This is a genomic window from Serratia sp. 1D1416 (assembly GCF_003641105.1).
Classification (GTDB): domain Bacteria; phylum Pseudomonadota; class Gammaproteobacteria; order Enterobacterales; family Enterobacteriaceae; genus Serratia; species Serratia ficaria.
The window spans coordinates 4,913,074-4,932,769 of record NZ_CP032738.1 but is presented as its reverse complement, the minus strand read 5'-3'; the positions used below and the strand labels follow the sequence as shown (position 1 = coordinate 4,932,769).

Here is a 19,696-nt window from a genome sequence, read left to right as displayed (position 1 = left end):
GCGATAACCTTTCCTATACTCATCGCACCTTCCACTAACGGAGTCATTGCTATGAGTAATCAATCTTTGCAGGGAAAAGTGGTGTTGATCGCCGGCGGCGCAAAAAATCTGGGCGGCCTGGTGGCGCGCGATCTGGCTGCCGGCGGCGCGGCGGCGGTGGTAGTGCACTACAACAGCGACGCCACCCGCGCGGCGGCCGAGGAAACGCTGGCGGCGGTGAAAGCGGCGGGCGCGCAGGCGATTGCGGTGCAGGGCGATCTGACCAGGCCGGCCAACGTGGCGCGGCTGTTCGACGAGGCGGTCAAGGCCTTCGGCAAGGTGGATATCGCCATCAATACCGCCGGCCTGGTGATTAAAAAACCGATCGCCGAGGTGACGGAAGCGGATTACGACACCAGCTTCGACGTCAACGCCAAAGCGGCGTTCTTCTTTATCCAGCAGGCGGGCAAGCACCTGGCGGACAACGGGCGCATCGTGACCATCGTCAGCTCGCTGCTGGCGGCCTATACGCCGTTTTACGCGGTTTACCCGGGCAGCAAGGCGCCGGTGGAGCATTTCACCCGCGCGGCGTCGAAGGAGTTCGGCGAGCGCGGCATCAGCGTGAACGCCATCGGCCCGGGCCCGATGGACACGCCGTTCTTCTACGGCCAGGAAAGCAAGGAAGCGGTGGACTACCACAGCAGCGCCGCCGCGCTGAGCAAGTTCTCGAAAACCGGCCTGACCGACATCGAGGATATTGCGCCGATCGTCAAATTCCTGGTCACCGACGGCTGGTGGATCACCGGCCAGACGCTGTTCGCCAACGGCGGCTATACTACCCGTTAACTTCAACGCCGCTGCGGCTGGTGCCGCAGCCTCTTATTCAGGATGGACTGCCGGTGGATAAAATAGGGAGATTGCGGGTTTTTATCCAGGTTGCCGAGGTCGGCAGTTTCATTCGCGCTTCACAAATTCTGTTGATGCCGAAAACCACCGTCTCGGCGGCGATCCTGCAGCTGGAAAACGAGATGGGCGCCCGGCTGTTTCATCGCACCACGCGGCGGGTTCAATTGACCAGCGACGGCGAACGGCTGCTGGACAAGGCCCGCAGCCTGCTGCAGGAGGTCAACGCGCTGGATGAGCTGTTTTCACCGCGGGACGGGCCGATCGGCGGCCGGCTGACCGTGGACGTGCCCAGCCGCATCGCCCGGCGCATGATTGTGCCGGCGCTGCCTGACTTTCTGCAACGCTACCCTGACATTCAGCTGTTTCTCAGCGCCGGCGATCGTTCCATCGATCTGATTCAGGAGGGCGTGGACTGCGTGGTGCGGGTCGGCAGCCTCAGCGACAGCAGCCTGGTCAGCCAGCCGCTGGGCAGGCTCGGCATGATCAACTGCGCCAGCCCGGACTATCTGCGCCGCCACGGCACGCCACGGCATCCCGAGCAACTGACGGATCACTGGGGCATTGGCTATGCGCAGCCCAACCTGCTGGAGGCCGACAGCTGGCAATGGATGCAGGGCGCGCAGCGCATGGAAAAAATGCTGCGCAGCCGGGTGACGGTCAATAATGCGGAGAACTATATCGGCTGCTGCCTGGCGGGGTTGGGGATGATCCAGATCCCGCGTTTCGACATTCAGCACCACCTGGACGGCGGCGAGCTGATCGAGGTGCTGCCCGATTTCAGGCCGCCGGCGATGGGCATCGCTCTGCTTTACCCGCACCGCCGCCAGCGCTCGGCGCGTTTCAGCGTTTTCGCCGACTGGTTCGGCCAACTGATTGCGCCTTTTTGCGAAAGCTAACCTACGGTTTTGATGGGATTTTTACCCAATACACCGGTATTTTTCGGTGTGATATCAATCGGCTGGCGGCGCTGAAAGATCACCACACAATTAAGCCGCTCGTAAAAGTGACAATCGCTGTGTAACCTTATAAAAATCCTCCGGCGGCTGAATGAACGAGGTTATTTTTCTTTCGACCAAATTCAGACGGACGGAAATGGGTAAACCGCTGATTTTTTACTATAGTCATAGTGTGAAGATGCGCGTTTACCGCAGATCACCCTGTAGTGAGCGGCCGGCAACGGCTAGCCCAGGGAAACATTAGTGTGAAAGTATCGCTCAGGCTGGGCCAGACGCGGAACTCGCTGTGAACTTTTCAGGCTATGTTAACGGAAGGATTTGAAATGTCGGTAAAAAATGACGTTACAGAGGGTGTGGGGCAACTGAGTGACTGCGCCAAAACCGCCGCGTGCGAAGTGCGGGCCGGGTTGAAACAGGCGGCAGGGCATTCATGTGCCTACATTAAGGATAACCCTTGGGCAGGGGTTGGCGCCGGTGCCGTCGCAGGCCTGGTGATAGGATTTCTTTTAGGCAAAAAGTCATAGGGAGAGTAAAAAATGGGCATCATTTCCTGGATCATTTTTGGTTTAATCGCCGGTATTCTGGCTAAGTGGATCATGCCGGGCAAAGACGGCGGCGGTTTTATCGTCACCGTTATCCTGGGCGTTATCGGTGCGGTTGTCGGCGGCTATATCAGTACCTTCTTCGGAATGGGACGCGTCGACGGCTTCAACCTGGGCAGCTTCGTTGTGGCTGTGATCGGTGCCCTGGTGGTGCTTTTTGTCTACAGAAAGATCAAAGGCTAAGCCGTCATTGATCGACAGGGTCGCCGCGGCGGCCCTTTTTCGTGAATTTAACCTGGCCGCGCGGCAGCGTCGCGCGGCCTGAAAGGGGATTACCATGGGTCTGTTTGATAGCGTATTGGGCAACATTCTGGGCGGCGGCGCCAACGGCAAGGGCATCGACTATGTCGCCATCATGCAATGGGTCGAACAACAGGGTGGCCTGCAGGCGATTCTGGACAAGTTCCGCCAGGGGCAATTCGGCGATGTGGTCGGTTCGTGGCTCGGCAACGGCGAAAACCAGCAAATTTCCGGCGATCACGTGCAGCAGGCGCTGGGCAGCGACGCCATCAATCAGCTGGCCGAAAAACTGGGGATCGATCCGGCCCAGGCGTCCAGCACCATTGCGCAGTTCTTGCCAACGGTCGCTGACGCCGCCTCGCCGAACGGCGAAGTGCAGCAGAACAGCAACGAACTGGGCGACATGGTCGGCAAGCTGTTCAAATAACGTCATGCCCCCGGTGACTTGCCGGGGGCATTCATCACCTTAATCCCTTCGATCTCCTCCAGCGCTTCCAGCAGATAATCCACCCAGGCCCGCACCTTGCCGGGGATAAAACGCGCCGCAGGGTAGACGGCGTGCAGCACCATTGGCGGGTAACGGTAATCTTCCAGCACCGGCACCAGCGTGCCGGCCGCCAACTGCGCGCCGATCAGCGGCAACTGCGCGCCGCCGATCCCCAGCCCCGCCTCGATGGCCGCCAGCAGCGAGAAGCCGTTGTTGGCGCGAAATACCGGCCGCAGCGTCACCATTTCAGTCCCCCGCGGGCCGATCAGCGTCAGCGTGTCGCCGTCGCTCAGGCCGCTGTAGCGCACGTGCGCATGCGCCGTCAGCTCAGCCAGCGTTCCCGGCGCGCCATGACGCGCCAGATAGGCCGGCGACGCCACCAGTATGCGCCGCATCTCTCCCAGCCGACGCGCCACCGTGCCGGGCGCGCTCAACTCGCCAAAGCGGATCGCCACGTCGATGCCTTCGCCGATCACGTCGGCCCGCCGGTCATCCAGCAGCAGCTCGATGTTCAGTTCGGGATTGCGCTGTTGAAAGGCGATGGCCAACGGCGCCAGATGGCGCTGGCCGAAGCCGGTGGGCGCATGGATGCGCAGATTGCCCTGCAGCTGCCGGGTTCCCCCTTGCAGCGTTTCTTCCGCCTCGGCCACCGCCGCCAGAATGGATTTGACCTGGCGATAATAGCGGCCGCCGGCGTCGGTCAGGGTGACCGCCCGGGTGCTGCGATACAGCAATTGGGCGCCCAGCTGCTGCTCCAGAGCGGCAATCTGCTGGCTGACGGCCGGCTGCGTCAGGCCCAGTTCGCGGGCGGCGGCCGACAGGCTGCCCAATTCAGCCACCCGCAGGAAGGTACTCATCGCATTCAGCTTGTCCATGGCCATTCCATATATAGATATTTCTTATAAGTATTAGTAGCAAGGCGCCTCTACCGCAAGCTTTGCTAATCAATGACACTGTCGCTATCGACACTGAGCGGGAGAAAAGTCATGAAAAATCGCAACCAGGCATTGGTGGTCGGCGCCAACGGCGTTATCGGCCGCCGGCTGATAGACGAGCTGGAACAGCAGGGATGGACGGTGGTTGGCCTGTCGCGCCGCGGGGGAGAGGACCGGCCGCAGGTGCGTTATCTGGCGGTCGATCTGCTGGACGCCACGGCGACGCGCGCCGCGCTGCAGCCGCTGACGGGGATCACGCACCTGTTCTACGCCGCCTATCAGGACGCGGCGGATTGGGCCGGGCTGGTGGCGCCTAACCTGCTGATGCTGCAAAACGTGGTGGAGGGGCTGGAGCCGGCGGCGCCCGGTTTACGGCACATCAGCCTGATGCAGGGCTACAAGGTGTACGGCGCGCATTTGGGGCCGTTCAAGACGCCGGCGCGGGAGAGCGATGCCGGGCATATGCCGCCGGAGTTCAACGTGGAACAGCAAAACTACCTTGAACGCCGTCAGCGGGGGAAAGAGTGGCGCTGGAGCGCGATCCGCCCCAGCGTGGTGGGCGGTTTCTCGCTCGGCAACCCGATGAACCTGGCGCTGAGCATTGCGGTTTATGCCTCAATCAGCAAGGCGCTGGGGCTGCCGCTGCGTTTTCCCGGCCGGCCGGGGGCTTACCACAGCCTGCTGGAAATGACCGACGCCGGCCTGTTGGCGCGCGCAACGCTGTGGGCGGCCACCGACCCGGCCGCCGCCAATCAGGCGTTCAACATCAATAATGGCGACCTGTTCCGCTGGAGCGAAATGTGGCCGAAAATCGCCGATTATTTCGAGCTGGAAACCGCGCCGCCGTTGCCGATGCCGCTGGAGCAGATGATGGCCGACAAGGCCGGGCTTTGGCAGGCGTTGGCGCAGCGGCATCGGTTGAGCGAGCCGAATTATCAGGCCGTGGCCGGCTGGCGCTTCGCCGACTTCGTCTTTTCCTGGGATTACGATATGTTCGCCGACGGCAGCAAGGCGCGACGTTTTGGTTTTCATCAGTACGTCGAGACCGAGGCGATGTTCTTCGCCTTGTTCGATGAATTCCGCCGCCGCCGGATTATTCCGTAACCTCGGCTGGCGAGGCGGGCGGTTTTTGTGGCAAGCTTTGGCTGCCGCAGGGCATGAGAGGCTGCCACCCCGGCAGCCTGAACCGAACGAGAAGGAAACAACCGTGACAGGGATTACCGTCATACTGACGTTGCTATTGGCTCTGATGACGTTGGCGCCGATTTCTACGCACCCGGCCTGGTGGATCAGGGTATGGGATTTTCCCCGTCTGCAAATATTGGCGCTTGCGCTGTTGACGCTGCTGCTCAATCTGCTGTTTGTTCCGCTGTCATCGCCGTTGAACTGGGGCATGATGGCGGTGGATCTGGCCTGCGCGATTTACCAGGCGGTGTGGATTTTCCCCTATACCCGGCTGGCCAAACCGCAGGTGGTGGATTTTACCGGCTATCGCCAGCGGCCGCGCATCCGCATTCTGGTCTCCAACGTGCTGACGACCAACCGCCGCGCCGACAAGCTGTTGGCATTGGTGGCGGCGGAACGGCCGGATGTGCTGGTGGCGGTGGAAACCGATCGCTGGTGGGAAGATCAACTGGCGGTGCTGGAGCAGGACTATCCTTACACGCTGAAATGTCCGCAGGATAATTTGTACGGCATGCACGTTTACTCGCGCTTTCGGATCGGCGACGCGGAAATCCAGTATCTGGTGGATGAGACGATCCCGTCGATGCATATGATGGTTCATTTGCCGCAGGGGCCGCAGGTGCGGCTGCATTGCGTGCATCCGATGCCGCCCAGCCCAACCGAAAACGATGAGTCGGAAGATCGCGACGCCGAGCTGGTCATGGTGGGGAAAAGCGTGGCCAAATCCGAGTACCCGGTGATCGTGACCGGCGATCTGAACGATGTGGCGTGGTCGACCACCACCCGACTTTTTCTCAAGGTCAGCGGCCTGCTGGATCCGCGACGCGGCCGCGGCATGTTCAGCACCTTCCACGCCGGCTATCCTTTCCTGCGCTGGCCGCTGGATCACGTGTTTCACAGCGATGATTTCGTGCTGGGCAGCCTGCGCCGTTTGACCGACGTCGGCTCCGACCATTTCCCGATCATGGTGGAGCTGGTGTATGCGCCCAGGCAGGGTGAGCAACAGGAAAGCCTGGAAAAACACCGAGAAGACGAGGCGCTGGCGCAGGAAAAACTCGGTGCCACCGATTCCACCCCGGAAGAGGTGCATACGCCGGGAAGCTAAAACGTTCCCCGCGGCCGGCGCCGCGGGGAGCCTCCTCAGTGCGTCAACATAATTTTGCCGATGTGCTCGCTGGACTCCATCAGGGCATGCGCCTCTGCGGCCTGTTCCAGGCGGAATGTTTTGAAAATTTGCGGTTTTAACACCCCGCGCTCCAGCAGCGGCCAGACTTTTTCCAGCAGTTCGGCGGCGATTTGCCCCTTGTCCTCGACGCTGCGCGAACGCAGGGTTGAACCGGTATGGGTCAGCCGCTTGAGCAGCAGCGGCATCAGGTTAAGCTCCTTCACCACGCCGTTCTGGGTGCCAATCTGCACGATACGCCCTTCCATCGCCGCCGCCTGGTAGTTCTTGGCCAGGTAGTCGCCGGCGATCAGATCGACAATCACGTCGGCGCCTTTGCCATCGGTGGCGCTTTTGGTGCGTTCGACGAAATCCTCGCTGCGGTAGTTAATCGCCACATCGGCGCCCAACGCCAGGCTGGCCTGGCGCTTGTCTTCAGAGCCGACGGTGGTGATCACATGGGCGCAAAAGGCCTTCGCCAGCATGGTGGCGACGGTGCCGATGCCGGAGGTGCCGCCGTGGATCAGCACGGTTTCGCTGGCCTTGAGATGGCCGCGCTGGAAGACGTTGACCCAGACGGTAAAGAAGGTTTCCGGAATGGCGGCGGCCTCGACCATGCTGAACCCGACGGGTACCGGCAGCGCATTGCTTTCATGCACTTTGCAGTACTCGGCGTAACCGCCGCCGGCAATCAGGGCGCACACCTTATCGCCGAGGGCATAGCGCTGCACCCCTTCGCCGAGCGCGACCACTTCACCGGCGATCTCCAGGCCGGGAATATCCGAGGCGCCCGGCGGCGGCGCATAGTTTCCGCGACGCTGCAACACGTCTGGGCGGTTTACGCCGGCGGCGGCGACCTTCACCAGTATTTCACCCGCTTGCGGGGTTGGCAGCGGGCGCTCGGTGACGACCAATACCTCGGGTTCGCCCGGCTGGCTGATTTCAATCGCTTTCATGCTGCCGGGCAGTGATGGATGTGCTGACATTGCCTTTTCTCCAGATAGGGGCAGGCGTGATCAAAGGTCCACGCGGACCCACGCCTGCAATAAAGCCTGAGGTTATCTTAGCGAAATGCGGGCGAGGGGTATGTAGAAGATAGAGCGGTTTTACCGGAGGAGGGGGCGCCGCCGCGGAGGGCGGCAGGGTATCAGTCGTTGGGCGGGATGCGAAAACCCTTTAGCGAGACGATAAAGTGTTCTTTTCCTTTGGAAATTTTGGCGCCTTTATCACACCACAGGCTAGCGAGCTGAAAAAAGTCGTCGCTGTCGATGTCATAAGCCAATTCGATTTTTTTTGCCGTTCCGGAGCGGATCAGCTTTTCTGCTTCTTGGTGGTTTGCCGCTTTTATTGTGGTCATTAGCGAAATCCTTGGTGTTGAGCCAATACGGATAATCGCGGACCATCATATGGCCGTATTGTGACAATTTTGTGATGAAAACATGACAATCGGCAAATGTGCGGCCTGAAACCGGCCGCACATTTCAGGCTGAACGTTGCGCTTAACGGTCGTGTGGATACACCAGGGTGCTTTTCTTCTGTGACTTGAAATGCCTGTACAACGCATAGCCTGCAATGCCGGCCAAAGCGGCCAGGAGTGCCAGATATTCTGTCGCCATCAGATTTACCTCCAACAAGAATGGCAAGGAGGCGTATTTGTGACATCCATCACGTACTGAAGCAATAAGACCATTCCGTAACCGCGTAATTTATTGATATCGAAAATAAAAAAAAGCGCCTATAGGGAGGCGCATAAAATTTACAACACAGCTTGTAGCGTTCATCACCAGGAGGAGCGATGAACTTCGGCTATTGTAGGCATCCCCCACAGCGGCAGATATAGGGATAACTCTTAAAGCGGAGCTGCCACCGGTACCGGCCTGGATGCCGAGACCGTTGGCGATTTCGTTGTGCCGTTCGGGCATTTAGGCCGATGCCGTTGGGCAACTTACTGAAATATCGCTGTAAAAATAACCGCCGCGGCTCAAATCCTGTGCATTTGGCGCGCCTTTCCCGCGCGTTGCGACAAAAAGAGTTGCTATTAGGGCCCGGTCATGAGTTAATGATTCCCGGCCTGTGGTACAGACCTATTTATGCACGACATTTTGAGTAAAGTAGTTCAAATTTAAAGCGTTATCCTAGATAGCTCTTCTCTGACGAATTTCCTTTCTAGTGCCTCCATAAGTAACTGATGACCGGCTATAACATGCCCATGGTGGCTTACATTTATTATTTAAGGAAATTAGACATGTCTAACATGATCAAAGGTCAAGTGAAGTGGTTCAACGAGTCTAAAGGTTTTGGTTTCATCACTCCGGCAGACGGCAGCAAAGACGTGTTCGTACACTTCTCTGCAATCCAGGATCAAGGCTTCAAGACCCTGGCAGAAGGCCAGAACGTACAGTTCTCTATCGAGAACGGTGCTAAAGGTCCATCAGCGGCTAACGTTACCGCTATCTAATCGGCTTCCGCTGATTAATAAAAACCCGCCAAGGCGGGTTTTTTTGTGCCTGTCGTTTGACCACGGCCAAAAAAAAGCCCGCAAGTCTGCGGGCAAAAGTTCCTTGTTACTTCTTCATTTGCAGGCACCTCTCTGGGGGGAAGCGCCTGGATACAGACTACCTGTCGGCCGCGCAAGATTCTGCGGACAAAGCGTTAAGAAAGTGAAAAACTCCGCTGGCCGCTGGCCGCTGGCCGCTGGCCGCTGGGCGTTAGGGGCCGGGCTGGTCACGCGAATTTACTGCGACCGCGCGGTGTTTTTCTCACTTCATTTTGTAATACACTGACCTCAATGACGAATGATGGGGAATAGCATGAACGTGAACGATCGGGTAACGGTGAAAACGGACGGCGGGCCGCGACGCGAAGGCGTGATCCTGGCGGTCGAGGAATTCAACGAAGGCATCATGTATCTGGTTTCTCTTGAGGATTATCCTGCCGGCGTCTGGTTCTTTAATGAGATCGACAGCCGTGACGGCACCTTTGTTGAACCGCGTCAGACCTCGGAAAAATAATCCGATCGGCCGGGGATAAATGATTCGGGCTCATTAGTTTACTTATGAAATTTTCCATAATGTAATTGTCCCTGCCGGGTAGGAGTTTTTATTAAAGACGACGGAAAACCCGCGGCGCCGGAGAATATCGTCGCGAGTCTTTTGTTGTCTTAGCCCAAAGTTTATATCGCCACGATTGGCGAACAAATATTTAAGACCCGGGCAGAGCGCCCTGAAGGGGTGTCACCGACTATTGACGAATATTCCACTGGTCAGATTGTCGGTTAAACGGACAACATGGTAAATGATTTGCTTGTTGTGCGTTTTTATTTTGCGCTTGATGTTTCCCTTGTGGGAAGAAACGGTCTTGGCTTTTATCTGCATCTGGTCGGATATCTGGATAGTGCCCTGGCCGGACATCCACATGCGCAGCATGTTTGACTCGGTTTGGCTCAGCGTCACCGGCGTTTGGTCCAGGGAACCCTTTTCCGTTCGCGGCGCTTTTTTCTCAAGATAGTGACTAAGTAGTTGATTCATAGTCTCTGGCTTGATGGATTTTGACGAAATGATGACATTCTTACGAACATATAAATAATCGTCAAAATGTACGTTGGTGATGGCCATGAAGATGAAGAATAACGTATCCGGATGCAGTGAGATCACCCGCTTTATTCGCTCGGTCGCATTCGCTTCATGTATGAAGCAATCTTCGTTAATAAATACCAGACTAGGCTTAAGTTTGCTGCATTTTTCATGCAGTCCGTCAATATCGTCGATGGCGTTAATATGGCGTTTTTTTACGCCGTGCGCCGTAAGATAGTCAGTTAGACCCAATCTGGTATAGCTACATGAATCCATGATAATTGTTGGCATATCGCACCCCCACTTAAATCCGTTTTACCGCGGTAATATGAGAAAAAGCCTGAAGCCTAAAGGCAAAAAATGGATCAATATTTCACTTATAGCGAGTGTTCTATCAATAAACGCGACGCCGCTCAACGATATTTTCATACTAAACTTATTAACCACGTGAATCTATAAGTTTAGCTTAAGTCAGCGTAATGCGCTGGCGTTCGGATGAGCGCCAGACAATCTCAACGCGCGCTTGAGCCCTGTACCTGTCGGTATCTTCCGCGTTGATTCTGTTCATCATGTCACGAAATGAAATTTTAGATTGTTAGGAAAATTCTTAAAAAAAATTCATGTGTTGTTTTTTTAACTTTTTTTCGCCTGTTTTGCGACCACTTTATGCGTGTTTGATCGCGCTGATAAGAAAATTGGTATTGATAATCAATTGGTTGCAGTTGAACTAATTGTATTTGGTAATGATAATCCCTTCTTTTTTTATCACAAAACTAATCAATTTGTTACATTACGGAAACATAAATTGCGCGAACCGTTAAAAAATAGCGCAACATAACAATGGCTTATGACGAATCTTTTTACATTAGAAATCAGTATGAAGAATATTATTACGTGATTAATTGGTTTTTCTGAACTATCTTTGCCTGCTGCGAGGGTATGGAGATGTCGGCAGGTCGGACTTGTATCGGTCAGCATCCGGCCTTAATTTGCTGAGAGTCTGCATAACAATTCAGGAGCAGGGATGAGGCACAATCAATACGGCCAGCCAATTGGCGACGCGTTAGACCACTGGCAGACGGCGGGCGAACCCGGCAATAAAGTGCTGCAAGGGCGTTTTTGCCGTTTGGAACCGTTGCAGGCGGACCGCCGGGCCGATGAGCTTTATCAGGCTTATCAACTGGCGGAAGATGGCCGCGACTGGACCTATCTGTTTTGCGAGCGGCCGGAAACGCCGAGCGAATTTCGCGATTATCTTCAGGCTCAGGCCAGCAATGCCGACAGGAAAACCATGGCGGTTATCGATCAGATCAGCGGTAAAGCGATCGGCAGCTGCGCTTTTTTGCGCATTGACCCGATCAACGGCGCGATCGAGCTGGGGACGATCAACTGGTCGCCGCTGATGAAACGCCGGGCGGTCGGCAGCGAAGCCATCTTCCTGATGTTGCAACACCTGTTCGACGATCTGGGCTACCGCCGCTGCGAATGGAAATGCGACAGCCTTAATCTGCCGTCGCGTCAGGCCGCCGAGCGGTTTGGTTTCAGCTTCGAAGGCACCTTCCGCCAGGCGGTCGTCGTCAAAGGCCGCAATCGCGACACCGACTGGCTGTCGATGATCGACAGCCAGTGGCCGGCGGTGCGCGCGGCGTTCAGCGCCTGGCTGTCGGCGGACAACATCAGCGATGACGGGCAGCAGAAACAGCGGCTGCAGGCGTTCCAGCCAGGTTGACCCGTGCCGCCCCACGCCTTCATTCCTCTTCCGGCAGGCAGTCGCGCATTGACGCCAGCGCCTGTCGAATATCCTCTTCCTCCGTCATCCAATTGACCAGCGCCGCGCGAATGCCCGGTTGACCGTTATAACGGGTTGGCGTACAGCGGACTACCGCTTGCCGATCCAGCCGGGCGAGGAAGCGATCGCGCGCCGCGTCGGCATCGCCTGTGGGTTGGCTCAGGGCAAAGCACACCACGTTGAGGTTGACCGGCGCCAGCAGGCGGAACCCTTCGCTGGCGGACAGTTCCGCCCCCAACAGGCGCGCCAGCCTGACGTTGCGTTCCACGATATCGCGCATGCCGCTGCTGCCGTAGGCTTTTAGCGCCAGCCACAGCGGCAGGGCGCGAAAACGCCGTGAGTTTTCCGGCGTCAGATGCAGATAGTTGTCCGGCCTGAGGCTGGGCGCCTCCAGATAAGCAGAATGGTTTTGAAACACCTGCATCTGCAAATCCAGGTGGCGGGTGAACTGGATGGCGCTGTCATAAGGCACGTTCAGCCATTTATGCGCGTCAACGGTAATGGAATCCGCCTGCTGCCAGCCGGCCAACAGCGGCGCGTAGTGCGGCGAGCAGGCCGCCACGCCGCCGAAGGCCGCGTCGACGTGCAGCCAGAACGGGTAGCGCTCGCGCAGCGCCAGCAGGCGCGGCAGGTCGTCAAAGACCACGGTATTGACCGTGCCGGCGCTGGCCAGCACCAGCGTCGGCATGCCCTCGGTCGCGGCCAGGTGGCGTTCCAGCGCCTGCGTATCTATGGCCTCGCAGCCCGGCTGGCTGGCGATGGTTATCAGCGCGTCACGGCCGATGCCCAGCATGCTGAGCGCCTTCACGCTGCTGGCGTGCGGGTTCGCCGCCAGCACCTGAATGTCGCCCAGCGCGGCGAGCCCCTGCTGCGCGATATCGATGCCGCGCTGGCGGCCCAACCATTGGCGGCCGATGGCCAGGCCGGCGAAGTTGGCCATGGTGGCGCCGCTGACGAAGCTGCCGGTGAACGTCTCAGGCAGGCCAAGCAGCGATTTGAGCTGTTCAACCGCGGCGAGTTCGATCGCCGCCGCCATGGTGTCGTGGCTAAGTTGACTGTTTTGGTCGATAACGCTAACCAGCCAGTCCGCCGCCACCGCCGCCGGGGTGCTGCCGCCGGTGACGAAACCGAAATAACGCGGGCCGGCGCTGGCGGAGACGCCGGCCTCATAGCGCCGCCAGAAATCCGCCAGCGCGGCCAGCGCGCCCGCGCCGTCCTCCACCAGCCGATCGTCGCCCGGCTGCAGCTGTTGCTGTTCCGGCGGCGGGCACACCGGCCGCCGTTTCAGCCCGCCCAGGAAATCCGCCGCGATTTGACGCGTGTGTTCGAGTATCTGTGGAAACTGCTCAAGATCTTGCTGCAAACGTGGGTGCATCATGACTCCATAAGAAAAAGGGGGAATGCGTTCAACATAGACCATTTGCTTTGGCGTCGAAATCGATGAAAAATGTTCTTTTTGGATGTCATGGCTAACCAGATGGTCAATGAACGCATTCCTTTGCATATTCTGCCTACCTTCGTGATTGCCGCGCAGTTGGAAAACCTGCGGGCGACGGCCCAGCGGGTGCATCTGACCCACGGTGCAGTCAGCCAGCAAATTCAGCAGCTCGAACAGGCTATCGGTTGCCCGCTGTTTGAGCGCCGTGGCCGCGGGCTGCGGTTGAATGCGGCCGGGCGTGAACTGCTGGCGGTGGCGGAGCCGGCGTTGTTGGCGCTGCAGCGCGGCGTCGGCCGCGTCAGGCGCATTGCGGCAAGCCGCGCGCTGCGCATCAGCGTGCTGCCCTCTTTTGCGCATTACTGGCTGCTGCCGCGTTTACCGGCCTTTCGCGACGCCTGCGCCGACATTGCGCTGGACATCGACGCCTCGCTGGCGGTGCAGGATCTGTCGCTGAAGGGGTTTGACGCGGCGATCCGCATCGGCAACGGGCGCTGGGCGGGGCTGCATGCGCAGCGCATCGCCTCCGGGGAAGCGATGCCGGTGGCATCGCCGGCGCTGGCGCAGCGGTGGCGGACGGCGTTCGAACAAGGCTCGCCGCTTACGCCGCTGCTGGAACACGACGTTACGCCGTGGCGCACTTGGTTTCAGGCGCAGCGGCAGCCGGAGTCTGGCCGGCAGTTAGCGCTGTTCAACGATGCCGGACTATTGATCCGCGCGGCGGAGCAGGGGTTCGGCGTTGCGCTGGTGAAAACGCTGCTGACGCGCGACGCCATCGCCGAAGGGAGGCTGGCGGCGATGGCCGGCCCGCGGCGGCTGAGCGAGGACGATTTTTATCTGGTTTGGCCGCAGGCCGCCGGGCTGACGCCGGTGGTCGCAGAACTGCTGGGCTGGCTGCAGCAGCAGCTGCCGGGCGCTTAGCGCCGCAGCCATGCCGGCTGAGCGCTGCCTAACGCGGTGGCCGGCAGCGCCCACTGCAATGCGGTGCCGGTCAGGCTCAAGGGGGCGTTCAGACGTTGTGCCGGGCCCCAGTGCGTCAACTCGCACGCCGGGTTTTCATCGGCGGCGGTTACCGGCGCCAATGGCCGCTGCAGGTGGTGCTGCGGATAAGGATGCGCCAGCAGCAGCTGAGCGGTGCGTGCCAGCGACAAGCGCGCGCAGTAGCCGGTGCCGCGGGTCAGGCGCTGTTTCATGCCCTGCAGCACCGCCGCCGCCATCAGATAGCCGGTGGCGTGGTCCAGCGCCTGTACCGGCAGCGGCACCGGCAGGCTGGCGCCTTGTCGGCGCATGCCGGTCGCCGCCAACCCGCAGCTCATCTGCACCAGGCTGTCGAAGCCGCGGCGCGCGCGCCATGGGCCGCTCCAGCCATAGGCGTTGAGGCAGACGTCGATCAGTCCCGGCGCCAGCGCCCGCCTTTCTTCGGGGCCATAACCCAGCTTCTCCAGTGCGCCGGCGCGATAGCCGTGAACGATAACGTCGGCGCTTTTCAGCAATTGCTCAAAGGTATGGCGATCGTGCGCATTGGTCAGGCTGAGTCGCGCGCAGCGCTTGCCCACTATCACTTCATGTTCGACGCCGGGCTCATCCCAGCCGTAGGGATCGATGCGCAACACGTCGGCGCCCAGCCCGGCGAGAAAGCGGGTGGCGACCGGGCCGGCGATAATGCGCGTCAGGTCCAGCACCCGCACGCCTTGCAGCGGCCGGGCCGTGGGAAGCGGCCAGCCAGGGCGCGGCGCCTCGGGCTGCAGCGAGGCGTGGATCAGCGGCTCGAGCGCCACGCTTTTGCCCTGAACATGCGTTTGCCATTCTTCCGCCGTGCGCATCTCCGCCGCGCAACCGCCGGCTTCAATCACCGCCTGCTCCAGCTCGGTTTTCTTCCAGCTCAGTACCTTTTCGGCCAGCGTTCCCTTATCCCGCACCGGCCCCAGCAGCCGTTCCACCGCCTGGCGATGATGCGGCGCATTGGTATGCAGCCGTATCCAGCCGTCGGCGGTGGCGTAGTCGCCGGCCAGCGCATCCCAGGCGCCGGGCAGGGTCCAGCCCAGCGGGCGTAAGGTCCAGCCGAACCACAGCGAGGCCAGCCGTCGATCGACCCACACCTGCGGCGCGGAGCCGCCGTCCCGGTTAAGCAGCTCGGCGCAGGCCAACCCGGCGGCGGCCCAGGCGGCGGTCGCCAGCTCGGTGACCGGAAACGCCGAGGTCAGCGCGCCGTCGCCGCCGACGGTAAGTTGATCGGCCGGAGTGGCGCGGTGCCCCAGGCTTTGCCAGATCGCGTCAAGCAGGGTATGGGTGAGGGGATTCATAACGGCTCCTTGGTGAGTCGGCGGGACATGTGCCTAGCGTAGTCCACCGCCGCCGGAGTTGCTAAGCGCAATGGCGCGCGATAATGGCCAGAGGCGGAAAATGAGGGTTATTTCCGGTTTAATTTACGTTTAATAAATTGACCTTTACATCATAACCTCGCGTCATTATACTCAGCCAAAATTTCAAAGGAGAAACCCAATTGGACAGTTGTAGTTGCAGTGAAATAAACAAGGCAAGCTGACCAATCCTCTTTTGATTTGTCGCTTGCCGAACACGGCGGGCGGCACTCCTCTCTGATTATTCCGAGCTGTGCATACCCGAATATAACTGCGTTACCTGATGCCGGTTGGCTTCAGGCTAATTGAGTTGGACGTCATTATGGTATTTTGCAGCCACAGCCTTTTCCCTCCAGGCACCGATACGCTGATTTGCTGATTTATTTTCAGCGCGATTTCGCGTGTGCTAAACAGCACATGATTTTATCTCCTGCGGTTAATTAAGGGGAAAGTCATGGCTATGACTCCTTTTGTTTTAAATTTATTACTGGCGATGTGCCTGGGGGCGGTTATTGGCGCCGAGCGCCAATGGCGCCAGCGTATGGCCGGCCTGCGCACCAATGCGCTGGTGGCGACCGGCGCGGCGGTATTCATTCTTAGCTCAATGTCCACCGATCCTTCCAGCGCCGGGCGGGTCGCCGCGCAGATTGTCTCCGGCATCGGCTTTCTCGGCGCCGGGGTGATCATGCGCGAAGGCCTGAATATTCGCGGTCTCAACACCGCCGCCACGCTGTGGTGTTCTGCGGGTATCGGCGTGCTGTGCGGCCTGGGGCAACACTGGGATGCGGTTATCGCCACGCTGGTTATCCTGTGCGCCAATATCCTGCTGCGCGAGGCGGCGCAGCGCATTAACCTGCAGCCGCAGCAGCAGGCGACCGATCTGGAATTATGCTACCGCATTCAGGTGACCTGCGGCGAACAGGATGAAATATTGGTGCGCACCCTGATATTACAGGCGTTGAACGGCGTGGCGCTGCGGCTGCAATCATTGCGCAGCGCTGATATTTCCAGCCCAGGTCAGCTGGAGGTTTGCGCGGAAATAACCGCGACCCCGGCCGCGCAAAAAGAAATTGAAGGCATTGTCTGCCGCGTCAGCCTGGAAAAAAGCGTGAGCGCCGTACGTTGGCGCGTTGCGTCCGAATTGCCGGTCTGATTAATTATATCAACTTAACTGACTTTAAATACATAAGGTATTAAGGAGGCGTTATGGACGACGACCCCAGCGGGCGATTATTGCAGCGTGGCTGTCTGCTCTCGCAATTCAATCACGCTAATTAAATAAATTCCCTTTCGCGCATATTCACCCATTAATCGGGCGGGCTATCCCTGTGCGCGGAATAAAAAAGAGAATAGCGTTATGACTCAGATTAACGAAAAAGCACGCCGCCGCGATAAGCAGGCTGCGACTTACGCCATCGCGGAAGAGGCGAAAAATAACATCGCCCAGACGCTGGCAAATTTAAAATGCAACCGCAACGGCCTGACCCAGGACGACGCCGATGAACGGTTGGAGCAGTTCGGCGCCAATCAGGTGGCCCACGACAAGGCGCCGCCTGCGCTGATCCAGCTTATCAAGGCGTTTAACAACCCGTTTATCTTCGTGCTGATGGCGTTGGCTGCGATCAGTTTCTTTACCGACTACTGGCTGCCGGCCCAGCGCGGTGAAGAAACTGAACTTACCGGCGTCATCATCATCCTGATCATGGTGTCGCTCAGCGGGCTGCTGCGCTTTTGGCAGGAGTATCGCACCAACAAGGCGGCGGAAGCGCTGAAAACGATGGTGCGCACCACCGCCACGGTGCTGCGGCGCAGCAGCTACAGCGCGCATCCGCTGACGCTGGAAGTGCCGATCCGCGAACTGGTGCCGGGGGACATCATTCAGCTCTCCGCCGGCGACATGGTGCCGGCCGACGTGCGCCTGATCGCCTCGCGCGATCTGTTCATCAGCCAGGCGATTTTGACCGGCGAGGCCATCCCCATCGAGAAATACGATGCGATGGGCTGCGTGGCCCCGAAGTCGAGCGAGGCCGAAGTCCCCAGCGAAAACGCGCTGCTTGAGCTGTCCAACATCTGTCTGATGGGCACCAACGTCGCCAGCGGCACAGCCACGGCGGTGGTGGTGGCCACCGGCGGGCGCACCTATTTCGGTTCGCTGGCCAAATCGATCGTCGGCTCCCGTGCGCAGACCGCGTTCGATCGCGGGGTGAACAGCGTCAGCTGGCTGCTGATCCGCTTCATGTTGGTGATGGTGCCGGTGGTGCTGTTGATCAACGGCTTCACCAAGGGCGACTGGAGCGAGGCGGCGCTGTTCGCGCTGGCGGTGGCGGTGGGCCTGACGCCGGAAATGCTGCCGATGATCGTCAGCTCCAACCTGGCGAAGGGCGCCATCGCCATGTCGCGCCGCAAGGTGGTGGTGAAGCGGCTGAACGCCATCCAAAACTTCGGCGCCATGGATGTGCTCTGCACGGATAAGACCGGCACCCTGACGCAGGATCGCATCATTCTCGAGCATCATATCAACGTCAGCGGCGCCAAGGATAACGAGGTGCTGCACCTGGCCTGGCTGAACAGCTTCCATCAAAGCGGCATGAAAAACCTGATGGATCAGGCGGTGATCCGTTTTGGCCGCGGCAAGCCGGGCATCGAGGCGCTGGGGCGTTTCAGCAAGGTGGATGAGCTGCCGTTCGACTTCGTGCGCCGCCGTTTGTCGATCGTGGTGGCGGATGAGAGCGGGCAGCGCCAGCTGATCTGCAAAGGCGCGGTGGAGGAGATGCTGGACATCGCCACCCACGTGCGCGAAGGGCAGCAGACGCTGGCGCTGGATGAGGCGCGTCGCGCTGCGCTGCAGGCGTTGGCGCGCGAGTACAACGAAGACGGCTTCCGCGTGCTGGTGCTGGCCACCCGCGAGCTGGGCGAGCAGCCGCAGACGGCCCCGCTGAGCGTGGCCGACGAGCGCGACATGGTGATCCAGGGGCTGCTGACCTTCCTCGATCCGCCGAAAGAGAGCGCTCAGCAGGCGATCGCCGCGCTGCAGGAAAACGGCGTCACGGTGAAGGTGCTGACCGGCGACAACCCGGTCATCACCTGCAAAATCTGCCGTGACGTCGGGCTGGAGCCGGGCGAACCGCTCTCCGGCCTGCAGATTGAGCGGATGGACGATGAGACGCTGGGGCGCGAGGTGGAGCAGCGTACGGTCTTCACCAAGCTGACGCCGCTGCAGAAATCGCGGGTGCTGAAAATGCTGCAGGCCAATGGCCACACCGTGGGCTTCCTCGGCGACGGCATCAACGATGCGCCGGCGCTGCGCGACGCCGACGTCGGCATTTCGGTGGATACCGGCACCGATATCGCCAAGGAGTCGGCGGATATCATCCTGCTGGAAAAAAACCTGATGGTGTTGGAAGAGGGGGTGATCAAGGGGCGCGAAACCTTCGGCAATATCATCAAGTATCTGAACATGACCGCCAGTTCCAACTTCGGCAACGTGTTCTCGGTGCTGGTGGCCAGCGCGTTCATTCCGTTCTTGCCGATGCTGGCGATCCACCTGCTGATCCAAAACCTGATGTACGATATCTCCCAGCTGTCGCTGCCGTGGGACAAGATGGACAAAGAGTTCCTGCGCAAGCCGCGCAAGTGGGATTCAAAGAACATCGGCCGTTTTATGCTGTGGATCGGCCCCACCTCGTCGATTTTCGACATCACCACCTATGCGCTGATGTGGTTTGTCTTCGCCGCCAACAGCGTGGAGCATCAGGCGCTGTTCCAGTCCGGCTGGTTTATCGAGGGCTTGCTGTCGCAAACGCTGGTGGTACACATGCTGCGCACCCAGAAGATCCCGTTCATTCAAAGCACCGCCGCGTTGCCGGTACTGCTCACCACCGCGCTGGTGATGGTGCTGGGCATCTACATTCCATTCTCGCCGCTCGGCGCCCTGGTGGGGTTGCAGCCGCTGCCGTGGGAATACTTCCCGTGGCTGGCCGGTACGCTGATCAGCTACTGCGTGGTGGCGCAAATGATGAAGCGTTTCTATATCCGCCGCTTCGGCGAGTGGTTGTAATCGTCGTCACCGCCGGGCGCCATGCCCGGCG

19 protein-coding genes are annotated in these 19,696 nt (G+C 59.4%); 13 read left to right on the top strand and 6 right to left on the bottom strand.

Annotated elements, in window-relative coordinates; translation table 11 throughout:
* The first annotated feature begins 51 nt into the window (after window positions 1-51).
* The 5 genes from D7I37_RS23930 (at window position 52) to D7I37_RS23910 (ending at window position 3,110) form a co-directional block, all read left to right on the top strand.
* Window positions 52-825, top strand: a complete 774-nt coding sequence (locus D7I37_RS23930) for an SDR family oxidoreductase (protein ID WP_061797373.1) — start codon at window positions 52-54, stop codon at window positions 823-825.
* 53 nt (window positions 826-878) lie between these two features.
* The gene (locus D7I37_RS23925; RefSeq protein ID WP_095098171.1) at window positions 879-1,781 is read left to right on the top strand and encodes a LysR family transcriptional regulator; all 903 of its coding nucleotides are present in this window, start codon (window positions 879-881) and stop codon (window positions 1,779-1,781) included.
* A gap of 362 nt (window positions 1,782-2,143) precedes the next feature.
* Entirely contained in the window at window positions 2,144-2,365 is a 222-nt protein-coding gene (locus tag D7I37_RS23920; RefSeq protein WP_306307671.1) for a hypothetical protein, read from the top strand.
* Between the two features lie 12 nt (window positions 2,366-2,377).
* Complete coding sequence (locus D7I37_RS23915; RefSeq protein WP_061797371.1) at window positions 2,378-2,626, top strand: GlsB/YeaQ/YmgE family stress response membrane protein; 249 nt, start codon at window positions 2,378-2,380, stop codon at window positions 2,624-2,626.
* A 94-nt stretch (window positions 2,627-2,720) separates the two neighbouring features.
* Entirely contained in the window at window positions 2,721-3,110 is a 390-nt protein-coding gene (locus D7I37_RS23910) for a YidB family protein (RefSeq protein WP_061797369.1), read from the top strand.
* 2 nt (window positions 3,111-3,112) lie between these two features.
* On the opposite strand, the gene D7I37_RS23905 is transcribed toward D7I37_RS23910, so the two are convergent.
* Entirely contained in the window at window positions 3,113-4,045 is a 933-nt protein-coding gene (locus D7I37_RS23905) for a LysR family transcriptional regulator (protein WP_061797368.1), read from the bottom strand.
* 111 nt (window positions 4,046-4,156) lie between these two features.
* Here D7I37_RS23905 and D7I37_RS23900 point away from each other — a divergent pair, with 111 nt between their 5' ends.
* On the top strand, window positions 4,157-5,209 hold the full coding sequence (locus D7I37_RS23900) for an SDR family oxidoreductase (protein ID WP_095098168.1): 1,053 nt from the start codon (window positions 4,157-4,159) through the stop codon (window positions 5,207-5,209).
* A gap of 103 nt (window positions 5,210-5,312) precedes the next feature.
* Window positions 5,313-6,395, top strand: coding sequence for an endonuclease/exonuclease/phosphatase family protein (locus D7I37_RS23895; protein ID WP_129544486.1), 1,083 nt, complete (start codon window positions 5,313-5,315; stop codon window positions 6,393-6,395).
* Window positions 6,396-6,430: 35 nt separating this feature from the next.
* On the opposite strand, the gene D7I37_RS23890 is transcribed toward D7I37_RS23895, so the two are convergent.
* Complete coding sequence (locus tag D7I37_RS23890) at window positions 6,431-7,438, bottom strand: NAD(P)H-quinone oxidoreductase (protein WP_129544485.1); 1,008 nt, start codon at window positions 7,436-7,438, stop codon at window positions 6,431-6,433.
* 161 nt (window positions 7,439-7,599) lie between these two features.
* Window positions 7,600-7,809: a hypothetical protein gene (locus tag D7I37_RS23885; protein WP_061797363.1), complete on the bottom strand. Its 210-nt coding sequence runs from the start codon at window positions 7,807-7,809 to the stop codon at window positions 7,600-7,602.
* 888 nt (window positions 7,810-8,697) lie between these two features.
* On the opposite strand from D7I37_RS23885, the gene cspE reads away from it, so the two are divergent.
* Together cspE and dsrB are read left to right on the top strand one after the other, a co-directional pair.
* Window positions 8,698-8,910: a transcription antiterminator/RNA stability regulator CspE gene (gene cspE / locus D7I37_RS23880; RefSeq protein ID WP_004946278.1), complete on the top strand. Its 213-nt coding sequence runs from the start codon at window positions 8,698-8,700 to the stop codon at window positions 8,908-8,910.
* 352 nt (window positions 8,911-9,262) lie between these two features.
* Window positions 9,263-9,463, top strand: coding sequence for a protein DsrB (gene dsrB, locus D7I37_RS23875; RefSeq protein WP_061797361.1), 201 nt, complete (start codon window positions 9,263-9,265; stop codon window positions 9,461-9,463).
* A gap of 222 nt (window positions 9,464-9,685) precedes the next feature.
* Here dsrB and rcsA read toward each other — a convergent pair whose 3' ends face one another.
* A complete protein-coding gene (gene rcsA, locus D7I37_RS23870) occupies window positions 9,686-10,315 on the bottom strand; it encodes a transcriptional regulator RcsA (RefSeq protein ID WP_061797360.1) in 630 nt (209 codons plus the stop codon).
* Window positions 10,316-11,048: 733 nt separating this feature from the next.
* On the opposite strand from rcsA, the gene D7I37_RS23865 reads away from it, so the two are divergent.
* Window positions 11,049-11,753 (top strand): GNAT family N-acetyltransferase, encoded by a 705-nt coding sequence (locus D7I37_RS23865; protein WP_129544484.1) that lies wholly within the window; start codon window positions 11,049-11,051, stop codon window positions 11,751-11,753.
* A gap of 19 nt (window positions 11,754-11,772) precedes the next feature.
* Here the strand turns inward: D7I37_RS23865 and D7I37_RS23860 are convergent, their stop codons facing one another.
* A complete protein-coding gene (locus D7I37_RS23860; RefSeq protein ID WP_129544810.1) occupies window positions 11,773-13,188 on the bottom strand; it encodes a pyridoxal-dependent decarboxylase in 1,416 nt (471 codons plus the stop codon).
* A gap of 102 nt (window positions 13,189-13,290) precedes the next feature.
* Here D7I37_RS23860 and D7I37_RS23855 point away from each other — a divergent pair, with 102 nt between their 5' ends.
* Window positions 13,291-14,169 carry a LysR substrate-binding domain-containing protein gene (locus tag D7I37_RS23855; protein WP_095100188.1) on the top strand — a complete coding sequence of 293 codons (879 nt, stop codon included), beginning with the start codon at window positions 13,291-13,293 and terminating at the stop codon, window positions 14,167-14,169.
* On the opposite strand, the gene D7I37_RS23850 is transcribed toward D7I37_RS23855, so the two are convergent.
* Window positions 14,166-15,551, bottom strand: a complete 1,386-nt coding sequence (locus D7I37_RS23850; RefSeq protein WP_129544483.1) for a CoA transferase — start codon at window positions 15,549-15,551, stop codon at window positions 14,166-14,168. The genes D7I37_RS23855 and D7I37_RS23850 overlap by 4 nt on opposite strands.
* 511 nt (window positions 15,552-16,062) lie before the next feature.
* On the opposite strand from D7I37_RS23850, the gene D7I37_RS23845 reads away from it, so the two are divergent.
* Both D7I37_RS23845 and mgtA read left to right on the top strand, forming a co-directional pair.
* Complete coding sequence (locus D7I37_RS23845; RefSeq protein ID WP_061797357.1) at window positions 16,063-16,761, top strand: MgtC family protein; 699 nt, start codon at window positions 16,063-16,065, stop codon at window positions 16,759-16,761.
* Window positions 16,762-16,914: 153 nt separating this feature from the next.
* The gene (gene mgtA, locus D7I37_RS23840; RefSeq protein ID WP_256369336.1) at window positions 16,915-19,665 is read left to right on the top strand and encodes a magnesium-translocating P-type ATPase; all 2,751 of its coding nucleotides are present in this window, start codon (window positions 16,915-16,917) and stop codon (window positions 19,663-19,665) included.
* Window positions 19,666-19,696 lie beyond the last annotated feature (31 nt).

Coding starts and splice junctions, on each gene's coding strand:
- D7I37_RS23930 (WP_061797373.1), top strand. CDS start 52: ATGAGTAATCAATCTTTGCAGGGAAAAGTGGTGTTGATCGCCGGCGGC.
- D7I37_RS23850 (WP_129544483.1), bottom strand. CDS start 15,551: ATGAATCCCCTCACCCATACCCTGCTTGACGCGATCTGGCAAAGCCTG.
- D7I37_RS23920 (WP_306307671.1), top strand. CDS start 2,144: ATGTTAACGGAAGGATTTGAAATGTCGGTAAAAAATGACGTTACAGAG.
- D7I37_RS23900 (WP_095098168.1), top strand. CDS start 4,157: ATGAAAAATCGCAACCAGGCATTGGTGGTCGGCGCCAACGGCGTTATC.
- D7I37_RS23845 (WP_061797357.1), top strand. CDS start 16,063: ATGGCTATGACTCCTTTTGTTTTAAATTTATTACTGGCGATGTGCCTG.
- D7I37_RS23890 (WP_129544485.1), bottom strand. CDS start 7,438: ATGTCAGCACATCCATCACTGCCCGGCAGCATGAAAGCGATTGAAATC.
- D7I37_RS23905 (WP_061797368.1), bottom strand. CDS start 4,045: ATGGACAAGCTGAATGCGATGAGTACCTTCCTGCGGGTGGCTGAATTG.
- D7I37_RS23885 (WP_061797363.1), bottom strand. CDS start 7,809: ATGACCACAATAAAAGCGGCAAACCACCAAGAAGCAGAAAAGCTGATC.
- D7I37_RS23855 (WP_095100188.1), top strand. CDS start 13,291: ATGGTCAATGAACGCATTCCTTTGCATATTCTGCCTACCTTCGTGATT.
- D7I37_RS23915 (WP_061797371.1), top strand. CDS start 2,378: ATGGGCATCATTTCCTGGATCATTTTTGGTTTAATCGCCGGTATTCTG.
- rcsA (WP_061797360.1), bottom strand. CDS start 10,315: ATGCCAACAATTATCATGGATTCATGTAGCTATACCAGATTGGGTCTA.
- D7I37_RS23910 (WP_061797369.1), top strand. CDS start 2,721: ATGGGTCTGTTTGATAGCGTATTGGGCAACATTCTGGGCGGCGGCGCC.
- D7I37_RS23865 (WP_129544484.1), top strand. CDS start 11,049: ATGAGGCACAATCAATACGGCCAGCCAATTGGCGACGCGTTAGACCAC.
- D7I37_RS23860 (WP_129544810.1), bottom strand. CDS start 13,188: ATGCACCCACGTTTGCAGCAAGATCTTGAGCAGTTTCCACAGATACTC.
- cspE (WP_004946278.1), top strand. CDS start 8,698: ATGTCTAACATGATCAAAGGTCAAGTGAAGTGGTTCAACGAGTCTAAA.
- dsrB (WP_061797361.1), top strand. CDS start 9,263: ATGAACGTGAACGATCGGGTAACGGTGAAAACGGACGGCGGGCCGCGA.